This window comes from Scytonema hofmannii PCC 7110 (assembly GCF_000346485.2).
In the GTDB taxonomy this organism is placed as follows: domain Bacteria; phylum Cyanobacteriota; class Cyanobacteriia; order Cyanobacteriales; family Nostocaceae; genus Scytonema; species Scytonema hofmannii.
In genome coordinates this window covers 9287420-9306655 of record NZ_KQ976354.1, presented here as the reverse complement: position 1 = coordinate 9306655, position 19236 = coordinate 9287420, and the positions used below count along the sequence as shown (strand labels likewise).

17 protein-coding genes are annotated in these 19236 nt (G+C 42.8%); 12 read left to right on the top strand and 5 right to left on the bottom strand.

Going from position 1 to position 19236, the window contains the following annotated elements:
• Positions 1-51: 51 nt before the first annotated feature.
• The 6 genes from WA1_RS39305 to WA1_RS61450 all read left to right on the top strand — a co-directional run bounded on the left by WA1_RS39305 (position 52) and on the right by WA1_RS61450 (position 6835).
• The gene (locus WA1_RS39305) at positions 52-1452 is read left to right on the top strand and encodes a DICT sensory domain-containing protein (RefSeq protein ID WP_017746089.1); all 1401 of its coding nucleotides are present in this window, start codon (positions 52-54) and stop codon (positions 1450-1452) included.
• Between the two features lie 163 nt (positions 1453-1615).
• On the top strand, positions 1616-2488 hold the full coding sequence (locus WA1_RS39300) for an RnfABCDGE type electron transport complex subunit D (RefSeq protein ID WP_017746088.1): 873 nt from the start codon (positions 1616-1618) through the stop codon (positions 2486-2488).
• Positions 2489-2559: 71 nt separating this feature from the next.
• A complete protein-coding gene (locus WA1_RS39295) occupies positions 2560-3930 on the top strand; it encodes a DUF2330 domain-containing protein (protein ID WP_017746087.1) in 1371 nt (456 codons plus the stop codon).
• 50 nt (positions 3931-3980) lie between these two features.
• Positions 3981-4616, top strand: a complete 636-nt coding sequence (locus tag WA1_RS39290; protein WP_017746086.1) for a pentapeptide repeat-containing protein — start codon at positions 3981-3983, stop codon at positions 4614-4616.
• Between the two features lie 324 nt (positions 4617-4940).
• Positions 4941-6626: an ATP-binding protein gene (locus tag WA1_RS39285; protein ID WP_017746085.1), complete on the top strand. Its 1686-nt coding sequence runs from the start codon at positions 4941-4943 to the stop codon at positions 6624-6626.
• A 50-nt stretch (positions 6627-6676) separates the two neighbouring features.
• A complete protein-coding gene (locus WA1_RS61450; RefSeq protein ID WP_336389855.1) occupies positions 6677-6835 on the top strand; it encodes a PIN domain-containing protein in 159 nt (52 codons plus the stop codon).
• Between the two features lie 86 nt (positions 6836-6921).
• Here WA1_RS61450 and WA1_RS39280 read toward each other — a convergent pair whose 3' ends face one another.
• Together WA1_RS39280 and clpS are read right to left on the bottom strand one after the other, a co-directional pair.
• The gene (locus WA1_RS39280; RefSeq protein WP_017746084.1) at positions 6922-7752 is read right to left on the bottom strand and encodes a CPBP family intramembrane glutamic endopeptidase; all 831 of its coding nucleotides are present in this window, start codon (positions 7750-7752) and stop codon (positions 6922-6924) included.
• Between the two features lie 10 nt (positions 7753-7762).
• Positions 7763-8044, bottom strand: a complete 282-nt coding sequence (clpS, locus tag WA1_RS39275; protein WP_026134960.1) for an ATP-dependent Clp protease adapter ClpS — start codon at positions 8042-8044, stop codon at positions 7763-7765.
• Between the two features lie 182 nt (positions 8045-8226).
• Here clpS and WA1_RS39270 point away from each other — a divergent pair, with 182 nt between their 5' ends.
• The gene (locus tag WA1_RS39270) at positions 8227-8574 is read left to right on the top strand and encodes a hypothetical protein (protein ID WP_017746082.1); all 348 of its coding nucleotides are present in this window, start codon (positions 8227-8229) and stop codon (positions 8572-8574) included.
• Positions 8575-8649: 75 nt separating this feature from the next.
• On the opposite strand, the gene WA1_RS39265 is transcribed toward WA1_RS39270, so the two are convergent.
• Positions 8650-9822, bottom strand: a complete 1173-nt coding sequence (locus WA1_RS39265) for an LL-diaminopimelate aminotransferase (RefSeq protein ID WP_017746081.1) — start codon at positions 9820-9822, stop codon at positions 8650-8652.
• Positions 9823-9849: 27 nt separating this feature from the next.
• Positions 9850-10083, bottom strand: coding sequence for a hypothetical protein (locus WA1_RS39260; protein ID WP_033336002.1), 234 nt, complete (start codon positions 10081-10083; stop codon positions 9850-9852).
• A gap of 641 nt (positions 10084-10724) precedes the next feature.
• Between WA1_RS39260 and WA1_RS39255 the strand changes: the two genes are divergently transcribed.
• The 4 genes from WA1_RS39255 (at position 10725) to WA1_RS39240 (ending at position 17480) form a co-directional block, all read left to right on the top strand.
• Entirely contained in the window at positions 10725-11087 is a 363-nt protein-coding gene (locus WA1_RS39255) for an STAS domain-containing protein (protein WP_017746079.1), read from the top strand.
• Between the two features lie 99 nt (positions 11088-11186).
• Positions 11187-13979, top strand: coding sequence for a TIGR03960 family B12-binding radical SAM protein (locus tag WA1_RS39250; RefSeq protein ID WP_017746078.1), 2793 nt, complete (start codon positions 11187-11189; stop codon positions 13977-13979).
• 638 nt (positions 13980-14617) lie between these two features.
• The gene (gene rne / locus WA1_RS39245) at positions 14618-16705 is read left to right on the top strand and encodes a ribonuclease E (protein WP_017746076.1); all 2088 of its coding nucleotides are present in this window, start codon (positions 14618-14620) and stop codon (positions 16703-16705) included.
• Between the two features lie 106 nt (positions 16706-16811).
• Positions 16812-17480: a ribonuclease HII gene (locus WA1_RS39240; RefSeq protein ID WP_017746075.1), complete on the top strand. Its 669-nt coding sequence runs from the start codon at positions 16812-16814 to the stop codon at positions 17478-17480.
• A gap of 24 nt (positions 17481-17504) precedes the next feature.
• Here WA1_RS39240 and WA1_RS39235 read toward each other — a convergent pair whose 3' ends face one another.
• Positions 17505-18089 (bottom strand): DUF1997 domain-containing protein, encoded by a 585-nt coding sequence (locus WA1_RS39235; RefSeq protein ID WP_017746074.1) that lies wholly within the window; start codon positions 18087-18089, stop codon positions 17505-17507.
• A gap of 257 nt (positions 18090-18346) precedes the next feature.
• On the opposite strand from WA1_RS39235, the gene pheA reads away from it, so the two are divergent.
• Complete coding sequence (pheA, locus tag WA1_RS39230; RefSeq protein ID WP_017746073.1) at positions 18347-19231, top strand: prephenate dehydratase; 885 nt, start codon at positions 18347-18349, stop codon at positions 19229-19231.
• The last annotated feature ends 5 nt before the right edge of the window (positions 19232-19236 follow it).

The window sequence follows — 19236 nt, the reverse complement described above, 5'->3', positions numbered from 1 at the left end:
CACTCCCCCACTCCCCCACTCTTCCCCCTGCGGTTCATCTCATAAAATCCCATGTTAGAAGGCTCAATTCTACAAAAACTAGAAACATCTCATCGGTATAGTAAAAGACCAATTCAATTCGGTGTTTACTACAAAAATACTTTAGTATCGTTGTGTCACGCGTTGGAAGACCACATCTTGCAAGACGAGGGTAAGCCTTTAGTCATTACAGCCTTCCAACAGGGGAAGTGGTATTTACAAGAAGCGGAAAGATACGCAGATATAGCCAAAAAAGCCAGTCACATTACCATTATGGCAGCCGCAGATAGTGGGTTCGCCGAACATACTACCAGCCAGTTACCCAATATCAGTTTAGTGCCATTAGATACAAAAGATCCCGTGGCGCAGGAATGGCATCTCATTATCCTGTCGCCCGGATACACAGCAATGGTAATTTGTCAAGAGTTATTAGAAGCTGATTATGGTTCTAGCGGGCTACCTGCATCGGATATAGAACGAAAATTCTACGGTTTGTGGACGTTTGAGCCAGAATTGGTACAGCACACAGCAGAATTAGCGATCGCCCACATTGAACGATACAATCCAGAATTAGCAACAAAACTCAAGTCATACAAAGAAACCATTCATCCCAGTTTTGCCACATTAGAAAACTTAAGTGAAGTTACTTCCCGTGTTATAGATTATCTTCAAACAGTAGAAATCAACCTTCCAGATTATACAACAACTCGCCATCAAGCACTAGATCGCAATTTAGTGTCCAACGAAATCCAAGCATTTTTGCGGATGGCACAAATCCTTGATGCATCGGATATCAACAACCCAAAAGCAGCATCAGAAGTTGTGGCACTCGCAGAAACAATGGGGCAACTTCTAGACCTTCCCGCATGGCAAATTAAACGCTTGCGCCTTGCGGGTTGGCTGCATCGCATAGACCCATTACAAAAAGCAGAAAGTATTTTGCCCCTAGGGACTCATACTCGATCTCAACAAGATGCACCGAGTTGCCCTCTCACTTGTCCCTTAGTACCCGGCACGCAAGTCCTGCGAAGAATGCCAAGATTGAGAGCGATCGCACAAATTATTACACATCAAACCGAGTGGTGGGATGGAACAGGAGAACCAGCAGGATTGGGTGGGGATGAAATTCCTATAGAAGCCAGAATTTTATCACTAGTCGCTGATTTTCAATGGCGAGTTAACAAGAAAAGAACCATTCAAGTTAACCGAGAAGAAATCTTTACCCAAGCGCTAGAAGAATGTAGAACACTTGAATCGCACCGCTTCGATCCTAAACTTGTAGACACGTTAACTTTACTAGTTATGGGTTTGCAACAGGGGCTTGACTTACCTCAGATGGTACCTAAAGTTAGCAGTAGTATGTGGTTGCTCGATAGTAAGCTAGATAATTTTGAAAAGAAAACAACTCAGCAAACAGTAAGCAGTGACCAGTAAGCAGTAAGCAGTGACCAGTAAGCAGTAAGCAGTGACCAGTGACCAGTGACCAGTAACCCTGGTCACTATTCTGTAACAAATTTTGTAACAATGGCACCATTTTAGCTTATTTCAGTCTATATCTAGAACAACCATCTACGAGAAATCCCGGTCATAGCGGGTAATGCTGTTTAAAGATATACGCGATTATCAAATTCTTTTTCTGACCTTGTTCTTAATTCTAGGAATTGGAGCAAGGGACTGGACGTTGCGACCTCAATTAATTGTAGTAGCAATTGTTACTTGTATATCAACACAATGGCTTTTGTCATTTGTCATTGGTCATTTGTCATTGGTCATTTGTCATTGGTCACTGGTCATTTGTCATTGGTCATTTGTTACAGACAAAGAACAAAAAATAAATCTCCGCAGTGCCGTCATTACCTCCCTCGGACTCAGCCTATTGCTAAGGGCTGACCACTGGACAACAATGGCTTTAGCTGCAGCAAGCGCCATTGCTAGCAAATTTGTCTTTAAAGTTGACGACAAACATTTCTTTAACCCTGCCAACTTTGGTATCATTTCTGCCTTAGCACTGACTCCTGATGCTTGGGTTTCTCCCGGACAGTGGGGTGAGGACTGGTGGTATGGGCTGCTATTTGCTGGAACTGGAGGCATGATTCTCAAGCGAGTTGGTCGTTGGGACACCACAGCAGCTTTTTTAGGTGCTTACGCTGGTTTAGAAGCGATTCGCAATATTTGGTTGGGCTGGACTTGGGATGTTTTTTTGCATCGACTCATGAGCGGGTCATTGCTACTGTTTGCCCTGTTTATGATAACAGACCCTCGCTCAATTCCCAACGCAAAAATTGGACGCATAGTTTGGGCGGCGTGCATTGCAATACTGACTTTTATTCTACGGAATTATTTCTACGTTTCCACAGCAGTTTTTTGGGCATTATTTGCAATTGCTCCATTGACAATTTTAACAGATATCTTTTGGTCAGCACCACGTTTTTCTTGGTCAAACCAATTAACAGTGACCAGTGAGCAGTGACCAGTGGCAACTAACAACTAACAACTAACAACTAACAACTAACAACTAACAACTAACAACTAACCAATTAAATGAAACCATATCAATTCATTATTTCATTATTACTGACAGTTACAGTTGCTGTTTGCTTTGCCCCTCCTGCTTGGGCTTTTTGTGGATTTTATGTTGCTAAGGCTGATACCAAACTGTATAACAAGGCGTCACAAGTTGCGATCGCTCGCAGTGGCGATCGTACTGTTCTAACGATGGCAAACGATTATCAAGGGGAAGTCAAAGATTTTGCAGTTGTCGTACCCGTACCCACTGTTGTGCAAAAAGACCAAGTTCGGGTTGCTCTCCCTAAAATTCTCGAACGTTTGGATGCTTTTAGTGCGCCGCGATTGGTGGAGTATTTTGACTCTAACCCTTGTGCTCAAAATTACCCGGAAGCCATGGAAGCTTTACCCGCACCTGCACCCAGAAGTACGGGTGCTGCAAGAAGAGAACGGAATGACAGTCTTGGTGTGACTGTTGAAGCCCGCTTTAATGTAGGTGAGTACGACATTGTAATTCTTAGCGCTAAAGAATCAGGCGGATTGGAAACTTGGTTAAATCGTAACGGATACAAAATTCCTAGAGGGGCGAAACAATTACTTCAACCTTACATCCGTCAAAAAATGAAGTTTTTTGTTGCCAAAGTCAACCTAGATAAATTTGAAGAAACAGGATATCAGTTTTTGCGTCCCTTGCAAATTTCTTATCAATCAGCCAAATTTATGCTGCCAATTCGTTTGGGGATGATTAATGCAACAACCGAGCAAGATTTGATTGTCTACATCCTATCTCCTAAAGGACAAGCCGAAGTTACAAATTACCGAACTGTAAAAATCCCCTCAGATGCAAACATCCCCCTGTTTGTGAAACAAGAATTTGGTGGCTTTTACAAATCCATGTTCCAAACTGCTTACACGCGAGAAGATCAAAAAGTAGCTTTCTTAGAATATACCTGGGACATGAGCAATTGCGATCCTTGTTCTGCCGATCCTCTCAGCCGTGAAGAACTTAAGCAAGCAGGAGTATTTTGGCTGGACAATGTCTCTCCTGAGAATAAACCAGTACCCCGTCCTGGAGTTGTGCGCCCTCCTGTTCTGTCTGATAATGTTTTCATTACCCGTCTGCACGTGCGTTACACCCGAAATAAATTTCCTGAAGACTTAATGTTTCAAGAAACCTCTAACCGCGAATCTTTCCAAGGGCGATACATTTTACAACATCCTTTTACAGGCGACATGAACTGTGAAACTGGTAGACAATACAAACAGTCTTTGCCGAGACGTTTTGAAAGAGAAGCCCAAACTCTTGCAAAACTTACCAATTGGAACATCCAAGAAATTCGTAACAAAATGAAGCTAGGGGGTCAAGTTACGACTTCTTGGTGGCACAACTTCTTCTCTTGGTTATAATTTTCCAAGCTTCAATCCAGTAATATCAATTAAGTAATACTGTCATCTTTATGAACATAGAAGAAATTCGCTTAGGGCAACTCAAACACCTGCCTGGTGCTTCTTTAGAAGACGAAGATTTATCAAATCTCGATTTAAAGCGCATTAATCTCTCTGGTGCAAACCTTGTTGGCGTAAATTTCACAGGTTCTAAACTTGAGGGCGGGCATTTGAATGGGGCTAATTTAATGGGAGCAATCCTTGTACAAGCTGACTTGCGAGCAAACCTAATGGGAGCAAATTTAATGCAAGCAGATTTAACAGAAGCTGACTTGCGAGGTGGTAACTTCCGAGGCGCGAACTTAATGGGTGCGAGATTGAGTGAGGTGTCTTGTGCTGGTGCTTTTTTAAGTGGCGCTAATTTAATGAATGTTAACTTACAGGGTGTTGACTTTCGAGGTGCTGATTTGCGTGGTGCGAATTTAACTGGAGCAAATCTTAAAGGTGCAGATTTAAGTCGTGCAGATTTGCAAGGGGCTTTGTTGAGTGAGGCAAATTTAGAAGAAGCCGATCTGCGAGGGGCAAATCTTGCAGGAGCAAATCTTACAGGAGCAAATTTACTCTGTGCTGAATTAGATGGTGCTAATTTGAGGGGTATTAATTTGGACAGGGCATGTCTGGCAGGTACAGTGACAGTTGATGCCTGAATTTGAACTCTCCACGCTTTAAAAAACGTGGATTCTGAACGTTGTCACTACGTGGGACAAGTCCTGCGTAGTGACGTTGTCCTGACAAGTGCGGGCTTTGACTGGCTCAAACAGTCCTATCTGTCTTGACCCCAAAGAGCTGTACAGATACGTTGATATCTTCCAACCGCAAAGATTTTATATGTTGATGGCTCTTTAAAAAAAGACTTTTAAATCTCTAAGAAAGCTTCATCATTTCTAAGTAATAACACTGAACGATTTTCCTGATTATAATGTTATCAATCCAACAGAAGACAAATAATACTTAAGCATCTATTAAAAAAAATGATCGCCTCAGACAATTCAAGCCAAATTCTGGAATTGGGTTCGCGAAGTGACTCTGAAAGAGTATCGCAAGAAAACACACTGCAACAGCTAGAAGCAAGTCATAATTTGCTAAAAGCTCTTACTGTCGCTCAGTCTCAATTTATTATTGACGCCAATCCACGTATTCTATTTGACAATTTACTAAACAATCTTTTAGAACTTACACAAAGTGAATACGGTTTTATTGGAGAACTCCTTTATACAGAGAATGGTCAGCCTGAGTTAGAAGCACACATGAAAGTCCAAGGTCAGCCCTACCTTAGGGCTCACGCCATCACCAACATTGCTTGGAATGATAAAACACGGGCTTTTTATGAAGAAAATGCCCCAAAGGCGAAGGAATTTCACAATCTCAAAACACTCTTTGGAGAAGTTTTGGTAACGGGTCAACCTGTAATTGCCAACAACCCCGCCACCGACCCCTGTCGGGGAGGAATACCGGAAGGTCATCCCCCCTTAAATGCATTTTTGGGCTTGCCTTTTTTCTATAAAGAAAACCAATTACTTGGTATGGTAGGAATTGCTAACCGTCCTGGTGGTTACGATAAATCTTTGATAACCTACTTAGAACCATTTTTGGTAACCTGTAGCAACGTCATAGCCGCCCACCGCAATGACAAACGCCGACAGCAGGCAGAATCCGCATTACTTCAGCGTACAATAGAACTTCAGCAGGTACTCGATCAATTATTACAAGAAGTTGTTGAACGCAAACAGGTAGAAAACGCATTACGTGAAAGCGAAGCGAGAGAACGTCAAAAAGCTATCGAACTACAAGAAGCTATAGAACAGCTAAAACGCACCCAAAGCCAATTAGTTCAAACAGAGAAAATGTCTAGTTTGGGGCAATTAGTTGCAGGTATTGCTCATGAAATTAACAACCCTGTTAATTTTCTATGTGGAAATATTAACTATGTAAATGACTATACTAAAAGTTTGCTTGTTCTCATCGAAAAATATCAAAAATATAATTCCAGCCTAAACTCAGAAATTGAAGATTTGCTAGAACAAGTCGATTTAGACTTTATAAAACAGGACTTGCCAAACGTCATGTCTTCGATGAAATTTGGAGTTGAACGGATTCACGATATTGTTGTGTCTCTCAGGACTTTTTCTCGATTAGATGAAGCTATTATCAAAATTGTCAATATTCATCAAGGGTTAGATAGTACATTGCTAATGTTGCAACACAGACTGCAACAAACATCACAACGCGAGGAAATTCAACTTATTAAAGTTTATAATAACTTACCTCTGATTAGGTGTTACGCCAGTCAATTAAATCAGGTATTTATGAACCTGCTAGTTAATGCTATAGATGCTGTAGAACAAAAACTTGAAAGAGCAAAACAAGCAGGCGAAGATTTCTTACCTCAGATTCAAATACGTACTGAATTACTTGAGGATGAAAGATTAGCGATTCATATTACTGACAATGGTGTTGGGATTCCAGAAGAAGTCAAGCCACGTATTTTCGACCCTTTCTTCACAACTAAACCCGTTGGTAAAGGGACGGGGTTGGGCTTATCTATTAGCCATCAAATTATCGAAAAACATCAAGGTAAATTGCACTGTATTTCAACAGTAGGTCAGGGGACAGAGTTTGTTATTGAGATGCCTTTGAAAATAGGGGTTAGGGGTTAGGGGTCGCTTAAGACTGCTGACTGAGAGCTTTGACGCTGAGCTAAAAAGTTATTACTCCCGAACCGCTAGAAGAATACCTACAAGTCGAGCGCGCACAAGTACCAGATTTACCCGATCGCATTATTGCCGCCACAGCTTTATATTTAGGAGTGCCAATTATTAGTCGAGATAACAAAATTCAACTATCTAGTATCAACACCATCTGGTAAACAAGATAGGAACTATATGGTTCGCAGTTAGCCCTAATTATAATAAGTGGTATGGGCGTCTCGCCCGTCTCAATTCCTAGAGACCTTCAACCCAACTTACTAGCGCGTCCCCGTATTAATACAGCGAGAACAGCCATAAACAGCAACCCAATCATTCCCGCCAAAGGATTCCTATTCACACCAGTTACCCAATCTGGTACAAGTCCTGAATATTTGATTAAATTCCCAACATTAATAATATAGTATCCCCAAGCCAAACCCCCATGCAAACCCATTGGCAAACCAAGGCGTCCTCTACACCAGCGCTGACTCCATACCTGCGTTAACCCTAAGAGGACTAAAGCAGGAAATTGAGGAAATGAGTGAATAATTGCCTCTAAGGGTTTAATAAAATGCGATACAGCAAATAAAATTGCATTTAACCAGAGACTAACATTTGGGCTGTAGTCCCGTTGCAACTCATCCAGCAACCAGCCTCGAAACAGGAGTTCTTCAGCGAACCCTATCCCCAAGCCTATAATTAAACTTTCTAAAACGATTTTCAGTAAAAAATCGTTTGGTACCTGCCAAACTAACCAACCTAAAATACCTTCTATCCCAAATAAAACTAAAACACAAATAAGACCGATAGCCAATCCGCGCAGCAATTCTACACCATTCTGACGCGTAAACTCCAAGCCATAGTGCTGTAGTATCTGAGGTTCATTGTAAACGTGCTTGCCCCATAACTTAGTTAAAATAATAAATTCGACATACAGCAACACCATTGTCACAATGCTGACTAAGTTAGTGTCGCGTACATACACATAAAATGGTGCAGCTAGGGGTAACCACAGGATTAGCAAACACAGCACAAAACAACCCAGCCTGATAGGGGCGGGGCGTTGAGACAAACGGCGAAGTTCTGTTTTTAACAACTGTTGTCTTCTACTCTTCAGGTTCTATTGTGCTGGTCAAACCATGATTTTTCAACGTTTCACAATAAAACTCGGCATGTTCTTGAGCGCAGGTAATGACCAAGGCAAGACCATTTGTATGTGCTTCCATCATGATACTAACAGCCTGAGGCTGAGTGAGATTAGGCACAGTGGTCAATAGAACTCGGACTACGTGCTCCATAGGGTTGTAGTCATCGTTATGGAGCAAAACTTTATATCGAGGCGCTAGCTTGCGCGAAGTTGAACGCTTTTCTAGGGTTTCGACAGACACGGCTCTTTGCTCTTCTTTTACAGAATTAGTACAACGAAAATTATTTAAATGATTGCTTAACACTTATTTATTTATTCTATAACATAACTTATGCAACAAATGTTCAATTTTTTGCACTTTAAATTTTTTGGTATGTATGAAAATAGGGGCTAGGGGTCAGTTTTTCCCGCCCAAGCTTTAACATGGACGATCGCCCAAATTTTCAACCCGGTCAAATTGTGTCTTTAGAGCACGGTAACAAGAAGTTGTATGCAGAAGTTATTCAAGTGGTGACCTCTCGTCAGTTATGTTGGGTGCGTCCTTTACTGTTAATTACCTTTACCCAAGAAGACTCCTCTGTTATAACTGACTTGCGCGACGCATCTGATTTGCTTTGGTCTATTGGTTTATTTCAACCTGCTTTGGATGTAGAAGTTATCGATTTGTTAAGTCAGGTTTTGGGCAAAGAACCAAAACCCGGACATGACAGAGTCGCCAAGCACCAACTCAATCAATTTGTTCACCAAATTTGGCAAGCACAAAAAGGGTGATTTTGGATGCGTGGATTGGGGAATAATTATTCTTCCTACTCCCTACTCCCTACTCCCTACTCCCTACTCCCCTCCTCAAGCATACCGAATTCCCGCATCGTGCATCCGTTGAAGGGCTTCTTGGATGCGTTCTTCAGGGAGAGTCAGGGCTATGCGGAAAAACCCTTCTCCCGATTCACCATAACCTATACCAGGCGCAACAATAATGCCGCATTTGTCAAGTAGTAGTGTGACAAATTCTGTAGAGGAATACCCTTGAGGAACGGGAACCCAAAAGTATAGGGTAGCTTTGGGCGCTTCGATAGACCAACCTAACGATCGCAGTCCTTGAACAAGGATTTCACGTCGGCTTTGATAAACTGATGAAACAGACTTGAGTTCTTCCTCACTCGAAGAAAAAGCTGCGATCGCACTCACTTGAATTGCTCTAAAGACGCCAGAATCGATATTACTCTTAACCTGTTTTAGAGCACCAATAGCTTTAGCATTTCCAGCCACAAATCCAATCCGCCAACCAGCCATGTTGTAAGACTTAGACAAGCTGTGAAACTCAATTGCTATGTCTTTTGCTCCAGCAACTTGCAGTACGCTTGGCGGCTTGTAATTGTCGTAAGCAATTTCTGAGTAAGCGTGGTCGTGACACAGCAAAATATCGTACTCTTTACAGAAAGTCACTAATTCCTCAAAAAATTCTAAAGTCGCGATCGCACCAGTGGGATTGTTGGGGTAATTTACCCATAACAGTTTACTCTTGTGGGCTATTTCTTCAGGAATAGAACTTAAGTCAGGTAAAAAATTATTTTCTGACTTTAGAGGCATGGCATATGGTTCGCCACCAACGAAAATTGTAGATGTCCGATAGACTGGATAACCTGGGTCGGGAATCAGGGTGTTATCTCCCCCCTCCACAAATGCTAGGAATATATTGTGAATCGCTTCTTTTGAACCGATAGAGGAGATAATTTCAGAGTTGGGATCTAAATCCCCTATTCCAAATCGGTGTTTCATCCACCTAGCAGCCGACTCACGAAACTGTTGTATCCCTTGATAAGGTGGGTAGCAGTGATTAGAAGCAGTATCGATCGCATCATGCATTGTTTGGACAATGCGATCGAGCGCTGGTCTATCTGGATCGCCTTTTGCTAAGTTGATGATATCAACACCCTGTGAAACAAGTTGTACCTCTTTGCGGTCAATTTCTGCAAACAGGTAGGGGGGGATTTTTTCTAGACGTTTAGCAAGCTCCATGGTAACTGTTACGGACTACTGTATGAATTAGAAAAGCACTGTTCTCACTTTACAGTGACCCTGCCAAGAAATGCTTGGAACTAACTGAATGCGCCCAGCGTCCATCTCTGCCATAAGTAATTCTAAGGCTTCATAATCTGTATCAGAAATATATCCTGTCTGCGTCAAATCCCAGTTGATTTCATTTTCTATCTCTGGAGTGAGTTTTTTAATATCAAGAGCTTTTTCGACTAAAAGACGAATGGAATATCTGTTTTTCATATAAAAATAAATTAAAAGATTTAACTTGTTATTATCCACGAGAAGGGTTTGTATTAAAAGCGATCCCAAACCCCGGTTACTTGTGACCTAGATCGCAGCTTTTTTTGAGATTAGGTTTGCTGAGAAGGCAAAGAACATCGTAAAAAAATGTATACAAAACTTATAATTTTTTTTATTTTAAGTCTCGAAATATGATTAGATTCATAGCTTACCAAAATAAGGAAGAAGGAAGAGGGAAGAGGGAAGAAGGTTGCTCATAAACGTTTATAGGCCAAAGTCTAACTCTCTTTCTTCTGACAAATAGGTCAAAAGCCCCTCAATTTATTGATGGGGATACAACGCACGGTCTTCCTTCTTCCTCCTTACGAGCGTTAAATGAGCCTTTCTGTGCAAAGCAAGTCAAACAAGTTTTTTTCTTTATTAAGCTTTTATTCAGAATCTTAGACTTTGTTCCCTTGAATGTATATTTCAATACAGTTTTTTCAAAAATTGAGACAATCTTTAAACAGAACGACTGTAGCAATAAAGATTCGGCAAAGATTCAGCAAAGAGACGTAGGACGAATGGTCGATGTGAGGAAAAAAAGATTATGGTCAAATACATCTATCTTTAAATTTCATGAATAAAACTAGGATGTCACAATGTTGTTGATAGATTATCCAAAAATTGCAGTTATTCGCCCACAAGGTAGTTTAAGCGGCTCAAAAGCCCTAGAGTTAGATAAAGACCTGAGAACAGCCTTAGCAAAAGACGAGCTTTCTGCCTTGCTCCTAGATTTACAATCTGTAGAATCTTTAGACTGCTCTGGTTTGATGGCAATGGTGTCTGCACTGAAACTGGCTCAAACCAAGAGAAAGCGCTTCAGCCTGTGCTGCGTGCCGCCGTCATTGAGAATGATTTTTGAACTGACACAATTAGATACAGTTTTTGAAATCTTTGATTGCGAGGCAGAATTTGAAGCCACCTGCGAATCTGTAAAAGAACCAGCACTGGCATATGCCTAAAATTAGGTAAATAAAACGAGCAACTCTCCACCAAAGACCGAATCAATGCTAAGGTTGGATGGGAGTATCTGTATTATAAGGTAGCTCGAAGATAGCACAGTGGCTGTTGCATTTGAAAAGTTAATCTCACCGGATATATTAAAGCCAGCTCGTTACCTAGGTAACGAGCTCGAAGCCGTTCATAAGCCTTGGGAATCCGCAGTAGTACGCTGGGTACTCACCTACCCAGAGGTCTATGAAGTTGGTGCAGCAAATCTAGGGCATGTTATCCTCTATAACATTCTAAATACCCAGCCGCGCCAGTTATGCGACCGCTCGTATCTACCAGGAGCGGACTTAGCGGCAAAGTTACGGGCAACAAATACCCCGTTGTTTGCGGTGGAATCCAAGCGAGCATTGACCGAGTTTGACATTCTAGGATTTAGCCTCAGTTATGAGTTAGGGGTAACCAACATTTTGGAGATGTTGGACTTAGCTGGTATTCCCTTAACCTGGCGGGAACGTATCGAGGGGATAGGGAGATGGGGAGATGGGGAGAATTCTACCCCCTACCCCCTCATCTTCGCGGGTGGACAAACGGCGACGTCCAATCCCGAACCCTACGCTGATTTCTTTGATTTTGTTGCGTTAGGGGATGGCGAAGAACTTCTGCCAGAAATTGGTTTGATTTTGGAAGAAGGTAAAAAGGCAGGACTCAATCGTAAAGAATTGTTGCTGGAGTTAGCACAAATACCAGGCGTATACGTTCCTCAGTTCTACGACATGGCTCCGGATGGTTCAGTTCGTCCCAACCGTCCGGATGTTCCCAAAAGAATTTTGCGCCGAGTCGCAACTCCCATGCCAGCCTACTCCATTGGGTTGGTTCCCTATATACAACCAGTCCACGATCGCCTGACAATTGAAATCCGTCGTGGTTGTACTCGTGGCTGTCGCTTCTGCCAACCGGGAATGCTTACCAGGCCGGCGCGAGATGTAGAACCGGAGCGTGTGGTTGCAGCAATTGAGCAAGGAATGCGGCAAACAGGTTATAATGAATTTTCTCTGCTATCTCTAAGTTGTTCTGATTATCTGTCTCTCCCAGCAGTAGGGATGGAAATAAAGAACCGTCTGAAAAATGAGAATATAACTCTTTCTTTACCAAGCCAACGAGTAGACAGATTTGATGAAAATATTGCTAATATCTTGGGTGGTACAAGACAAGGTGGATTGACTTTTGCACCGGAAGCTGGTACACAACGGATGCGCGATATTGTCAATAAAGGATTGACAAATGAAGAACTGTTGCGAGGTGTAAAAACAGGTTGGGAACAAGGTTGGGACAAAATTAAGCTGTACTTTATGATTGGCTTACCCGGAGAAACCGATACTGATGTTTTGGGGATTGCGGAAACAGTCAGCTGGTTGCAACGAGAATGCCGCGCAAATCGGAGAAGACCTCTGTCATTTAACTTAACAATTTCTAACTTTACGCCTAAGCCCCATACTCCTTTTCAGTGGCACTCAGTTTCTACAGCAGAATTTAAACGCAAGCAAGACTTATTACGGCAAGCATTTCGCCGGATGAAAGGAGTGAAGGTGAATTTCACCGATGTTCGCATTTCAGCAATGGAAGATTTCGTAGGAAGAGGCGATCGCACCCTTGCCCCAGTAGTACGTCGTGCCTGGGAACTAGGTGCTGGGATGGACTCTTGGTACGAGAGCGTAGAAAAAGCATACAGCGCGTGGGGAACTGCGATCGCGGAAGCGGGTTTGGACTGGAAATACCGTCAAGTTGAAAACGGCGAATGGAATTTGTTTGCCCCAGAGGAGGGGGTAGGGGATAGGGAACAGGGGATAGGGAAAGAAAGGGACAAGGAGGACGAGGGAGACAAGGTAGAAGAAAGATCTTCCTTATCTATCCAATGCTCAATCCAAAATCCAAAATCCAAAATCCAAAATCCAAAATCTCCTTCCCTAGACAAACCCCTGCCCTGGGACCATCTCGATACAGGTATCGATAAAAAATGGCTCAAAGAAGATCTGCAACGTGCGCTACAAGCAGCTACAGTACCGGATTGCTCTTTTGACGGCTGTTCTCACTGTGGGGTTTGCAGTACTGACTTCGGTCATAATGTGGTGATTCCACCACCAGATATTCCCAAATTTGCTGGTGAGTTTGTACCCAACACAACAAAAGCGCAAAGATTGCGCGTTTGGTTTGGTAAACTGGGTAACATGGCTTTAGTCAGCCATTTGGATTTATTGCGCTTATTCGATCGCGCTTTGCGACGAGCGGGATTACCAATTTCTTTCACAGGTGGATTCCACCCACATCCTCGCATCGCTATTGCCAGTGCTTTATCTTTAGGAGCAACTAGCAGTGGTGAAATTGTGGATTTCGATCTAACAGAACCAGTTGAGATGGAGGATTTCCGGCAAAAACTAGCTGCAGCCCTGCCATCAGATACTCCTTTATATAAGGTGGAACAGCTGGATTTAAAAACACCAGCAGCAAGCCAAGGGTTGGAAACGGCAGAGTATTTGATGACCGTAGCTTGTTCGAATGGAGAAGTAGCTCCTGTACAATGGCAAAGTTGGATTGATACAATAAAAGCGAAAGATGAGATTTTGTGGAAACACACGACGAAGTCTGGTAAGACACAGTTAGTAAATCTGCGCGATCGCTTGTTCGAGTTAGAAATGGTAGAGCCATCAAGTTTGAGCGCAACCAATTTCCAGGGATGTTTTAAACACCAAGAAGCCAACGCAGTCGTTCTACGTTATGTAGGCAGTTGTCGCCAAGATGGAACAGTGTTGCGTCCGGAGCAAATTCTGTCTATCCTAGAACAAGTAGCAGGTGCAGAATTTCATCTGCTTCACGTTCACCGCAATCGGCTGGTTTTAGCGGTATAATCTTGGAGAGGGCAATTGGCTAGTGGTTGCCCTGTAAATGCATATCTTGGGAATTGATTTTTGACAAGGTTGCGTTAGAATTAGATGAAGAGAAATTTTCTGGCGCTGCATTGAGCGATCTGGTTCACTACCCTGGTAAAATACAGGGCGTAAAAGCAAAGATGTTAGAGTGCGATATTTAGGATTTTATCCGGTGAAAACCCGCTATCTGATTCATGAAACACTCTCCTTAATAGCTATCTAGTGATCCAGTAATCAACAACAAGCACCGTTGGCTTCTCTAACTCTATAATTTTTAAAACTACTTTGAGTGCTTAAGCCTTAAGTGGTAAGAGCCTGCATCAAAAATTAACCACGAACGGATGATTAAATTGCTTAACATAGTATGCAGCCGTTCTGGAATAATCAAGAAAGCCAATGCGTTGGGAAGGCACACCATTAAGTGGTAATGCTCCCTTGAAGGTAGTGCCATTGAGTTTTCCAACTTGAAGCAACTGGCGCTCATTGGAAGCGGAAGTTTGAGCGAAGAATCGCAATTTTATATTACAAGCTGCACTGACTCGGGCTTGCAGGGGCTTTTCAAGAACAATAAACCCCTAGGTCTGTTTGTGCCGCCGAGAATTGAGGAACATAATTGAATGCCAAAACAAATTATCATAGCAGAACAGCATCAGATTGCTGCTGTATTTTCTGAAGACCAAATACAAGAACTAGTTGTAGCTACGGGTCATCACCAAATAGGTGATATTTACTTGGGGGTTGTTGAAAATGTATTACCTGGGATAGACGCCGCTTTTGTCAATATAGGAGATCCAGAACGGAATGGTTTTATTCACGTAACTGACTTGGGCCCCCTGCGGCTCAAGCGTACAGCAGCAGCAATCACAGAATTGTTAGTGCCGCAGCAAAAAGTGTTGGTTCAAGTGATGAAAGAACCAACAGGAACCAAAGGACCGAGACTCACGGGAAACATCACCTTACCGGGACGTTACGTAGTGTTGATGCCCTACGGGCGAGGTGTGAATTTATCACGTCGGATTAAGAGTGAAACTGAGCGTAACCGCTTGCGTGCTTTGGCAATTTTAATTAAGCCTGCAGGTATGGGTCTGCTTGTTCGTACCGAAGCAGAAGGTAAGCCGGAAGAGGCAATTATAGAAGATTTAGAATTGCTGCAAAAGCAGTGGGAAGCAATCCAGGTAGAAGCACAATCAACTCGTGCGCCAGCACTTCTTAATAGAGATGATGACTTTATCCAACGCGTACTGCGGGATATGTACGGTGCGGATGTTAACCGAATTGTGGTTGATTCCAGTACGGGTTTGAAGCGAGTCAAGCAGTACTTGCAAAACTGGAGTGGCGGACAAACGCCACAAGGGTTGTTAATCGACCATCACCGCGATCGCACTGCTATATTAGAGTACTTCCGCATTAATGCTGCTATTAAAGAAGCCCTCAAACCTAGAGTAGATCTACCTTCTGGTGGGTATATTATTATTGAACCAACAGAAGCATTAACGGTGATAGATGTCAACTCTGGATCGTTCACGCGATCGGCAACAGCCAGAGAAACGGTTTTGTGGACTAACTGCGAAGCCGCAACAGAAATTGCCCGTCAGTTACGCTTGCGTAATATTGCTGGGGTGATAGTCGTTGATTTTATTGATATGGAATCGCGACGAGACCAACTACAAGTTTTAGAACACTTCAACAAAGCACTAAAAGCAGACAAAGCCCGTCCCCAAATTGCTCAACTGACCGAACTGGGATTGGTTGAACTGACTCGCAAGCGCCAAGGTCAAAACATTTACGAATTGTTTGGCAAAACCTGTCAAACTTGTGGCGGTTTAGGACATACTGTCCATCTTCCGGGTGAAACTGAAAGCCGTTTGCCAACATCACCAGCAGAATTACCAGACCGCTTTGCGCCTCTGTCGAATAGAGAACAACCCCGATTGGCGCAAACAACTCGAGTGCCCGAACCACGAGAAAGCAATTATGACGGATATGGAGAACCATCATCCTATGAAACTAGTGGCGAGTTGTCTTCTCTAAATTTAGACCATCATCCCAGCTATCGAGAAATAGGCGAAGATAGAACAAAGCGTCGTATCCGCCGTAGTACCAGCACCCGTCAGCAAGGGTTGAATGGAGGAAATGGCAAAGAAGAAACCCGGACAATCGGTAGCCCATCACTGTCTTTCGATCAAGACTTTGAGCTTGATGACGAACCCGAACTTGGCAACGTATCAGAACTTCCCTTACCCGTTCCTAAAGGAGCATGGGGTGACAGACCCGAACGGACTAAAATTACCAGGATAGAACCTGTCAAACCAGTGGTAGAACCACCGGAAATGGTCACAGTAGAAATGTCTTCTCCAGAACAGGAAGTTTTTGCTTATACAGGTGCGTCTCCACTGCTTAAATTGAATCGAGAGGTCAAAAACCCCAAGGCAGTTATTATTAACGTTACCCTTCCCGGTCAAAATTCAACAGCGCCAGTCACGGAATCAACTTCTGCAACTGAATCAACCCCGTTAGCTGTTAGCGAACCACCAGCAAGTACTCAAACCATAGTTGAACCAGTCGTAGTTCGCCAACCCGAACCAGAAACAGACACAGCAGTTGAAGAACCAGTGGTTGACGAAGCAGTCGATAACACTGAAGCGAGTACTACCATAAGTGGACGTCGCCGTCGCCGCCGTTCCTCTTCTATAGACTCCGATTGATTTATCTAGGAGTGGGGAGTAGGGAGTGGGGAGTAGGGGTAAGAATTTATTACCTCCGATGCTCCGCAAGCGCCCATGGAGTATATCTTGTGCAACCGACCAACTTATGATCGAAACAGAGCAAACTGCCGAGCCTTCCAAATTGCCAGCGCCTTTACAAGAAACGAGGTGGTTGGAATTTTCCACGCTGTCTAACATTCAAAGACCGATTGCAGGCGTAGATGAAGTAGGTCGAGGTGCTCTATTTGGTCCTGTGGTGGCAGCAGCTGTAATATTACCCGATTTGGCTTTGTCTCATCTTGTAGCAGCCAATATTAAAGACAGTAAAAAGCTGTCTGGTAATCAGAGAAAATTGCTAGCCCAACAGATTTGTGAGTTGGCAGTAGACTGGAAAATTGGATTTGCATCCACTGCAGAAATTGACCGGATAAATATTTTGCAGGCAACACTGTTAGCAATGAAGCGGGCTGTGCTGAAATTGAAAATACAGCCTGCTTTGTGCTTGATTGATGGCAATCAGTTAGTGAAGGACTTACCACTACCACAGCAAACAATAGTTAAAGGTGATGAGCGTTCTTTGGCTATAGCCTCTGCCAGCATTGTTGCCAAAGTTTGGCGCGATGCCTTGGTGCTGCGTCTTGCTTCTAAATATCCCATGTACGATTTAGAACGCAACAAGGGATATGGAAGCCCAAGGCATTTAATGGCGTTGCGCCAGTATGGACCTTCGCTTTTACATCGCAAGTCTTTTCGTCCTTGCCAGAATAATTCCTAAAAATTATGAATTATAAATTATGAATTATTCTGTCACCATTGGTAAATCTGTGCTTTCGGTTGTCAACAGTGTTTGCCGTTTTTGTGATAAAGCCCATTGGCGATAATCGGCTAGGAGCTGATATTGCAATCTTTGCTTGATTGTTAGCAAAACACTCTTAAGCAATCCATTGCCTGTCGCTTCTAGAATAGCTCTAGGTGTAAAGGAAAATGGGGGTGGTAAATCCACTTGGACTTCTAAATCTGCTCTTCCCTTGAGGTGAGTACCAGTACTTAGCTGTTCTGGGGATAAATACCCTTCTAAATTTAAAGAAAAACGTTGGTTGATATATTCAATACCTAGAATTTCACAACCTACCGATCGCACGCGAATGGTTCCATTTGATTCCGCCGTGACTTTTAGGTCTACAGAGGGCTGAATACTTAATGACATAAAACTCAGAGGACGCAATTTCAGACGAAACACTTCCTCAGACAGCTGCTGAATGCGGTTGGGGTCAAACAACGCCCTGACTAAACGTTGGGGCTGTCGCAAATAGTGCTGAATCGGAGTAGGCTGCTCCGGAATTGCGATCGCAACCAATTGAGATGCAGTAAACCGAGTAGGCATGAGAGTATTAAAATACTTGTTAATTAATTGTAATAGTTTTTAACAATTTTGTGTTTTTGTGCAAAAAATCTGAGAAGATTCACTTAATTGTACGGCTTTCGGTCATCAGACAACAAGAGAAAAGTAGTGATAGAGAGCCGAATATAAAATTTGTGTCAAGTTTGGTAGAAAAGGGAGATCAAGTCCTGTATAAAGACACGGTTCTGATGTAACATTAGGGACTTATAAATTTATCTCATTTGCTCAACAAAAACTCCATGACCTTATCGATCGCACATTTAGGACCTCCAGGCACTTATGCAGAACAAGCGGCACTTCTTTATTTCAACTGGCTGACTAAAACAAGAGATCAGAGAGCCATCTTATGTCCGTATCCCAGCATCGCCCAAACATTACGAGCGGTTGCACAAGGACAGGCAAAACTGGCTGTAGTCCCAGTGGAAAATTCTATTGAAGGTAGTGTGACTATGACGTTAGATGCACTATGGCAACTAGATGGCTTGCAAGTTCAGTTAGCTATAGTCATGCCAATAGTCCACACATTAATTTCTTGTGCTCAAAGTATAGAAGATATCAAAACCGTTTATTCTCATCCACAAGCCCTAGCACAGTGTCAAGGATGGTTAGATAGAGTTATACCTAAAGTACAACTCATTCCCAAAAATTCTACAACAGAAGCATTACTGCAACTCGAGCAAGACCCAACAGCAGCAGCTATTTCTTCTGAACGTGCGGCACAACTATATAATTTGCCTGTCTTAGCAACTGGGATTAACGACTACCCCGAAAACTATACTCGATTCTGGGTTATGAGCAAAAATTACATCCCATTAGCTCGCCCCTCTCATTTAGAACGACGCACTCACACCTCACTTGCTTTTAGCACTCCTGCAAATGTACCAGGCGCACTAGCAAAACCCCTACAAGTATTTGCCAGTATAGGAATCAACTTAAGCAAAATTGAATCTCGCCCTACAAAGCGATCTTTAGGAGAATATTTATTTTTTATCGACTTAGAAGCAGATTCATCGGAAGCTCAAGTAGAGTCTGCTTTGGCAGAGATAACAACGTATACAGAGGTTTTAAAAAGTTTTGGCAGCTACAATGTTTTGCCAATTCAAGAGTTAGTTGTTGGTTGTTAGTTGTT

Bases quoted from the DNA above. Each gene is read 5' to 3' on its own strand.
- pheA (WP_017746073.1), top strand. From the start codon at position 18,347: ATGACCTTATCGATCGCACATTTAGGACCTCCAGGCACTTATGCAGAA.
- WA1_RS39285 (WP_017746085.1), top strand. From the start codon at position 4,941: ATGATCGCCTCAGACAATTCAAGCCAAATTCTGGAATTGGGTTCGCGA.
- WA1_RS39235 (WP_017746074.1), bottom strand. From the start codon at position 18,089: ATGCCTACTCGGTTTACTGCATCTCAATTGGTTGCGATCGCAATTCCG.
- WA1_RS39290 (WP_017746086.1), top strand. From the start codon at position 3,981: ATGAACATAGAAGAAATTCGCTTAGGGCAACTCAAACACCTGCCTGGT.
- WA1_RS39300 (WP_017746088.1), top strand. From the start codon at position 1,616: ATGCTGTTTAAAGATATACGCGATTATCAAATTCTTTTTCTGACCTTG.
- rne (WP_017746076.1), top strand. From the start codon at position 14,618: ATGCCAAAACAAATTATCATAGCAGAACAGCATCAGATTGCTGCTGTA.
- WA1_RS39240 (WP_017746075.1), top strand. From the start codon at position 16,812: ATGATCGAAACAGAGCAAACTGCCGAGCCTTCCAAATTGCCAGCGCCT.
- WA1_RS39260 (WP_033336002.1), bottom strand. From the start codon at position 10,083: ATGAAAAACAGATATTCCATTCGTCTTTTAGTCGAAAAAGCTCTTGAT.
- WA1_RS39265 (WP_017746081.1), bottom strand. From the start codon at position 9,822: ATGGAGCTTGCTAAACGTCTAGAAAAAATCCCCCCCTACCTGTTTGCA.
- WA1_RS39305 (WP_017746089.1), top strand. From the start codon at position 52: ATGTTAGAAGGCTCAATTCTACAAAAACTAGAAACATCTCATCGGTAT.
- WA1_RS39255 (WP_017746079.1), top strand. From the start codon at position 10,725: ATGTTGTTGATAGATTATCCAAAAATTGCAGTTATTCGCCCACAAGGT.
- WA1_RS39270 (WP_017746082.1), top strand. From the start codon at position 8,227: ATGGACGATCGCCCAAATTTTCAACCCGGTCAAATTGTGTCTTTAGAG.
- WA1_RS39295 (WP_017746087.1), top strand. From the start codon at position 2,560: ATGAAACCATATCAATTCATTATTTCATTATTACTGACAGTTACAGTT.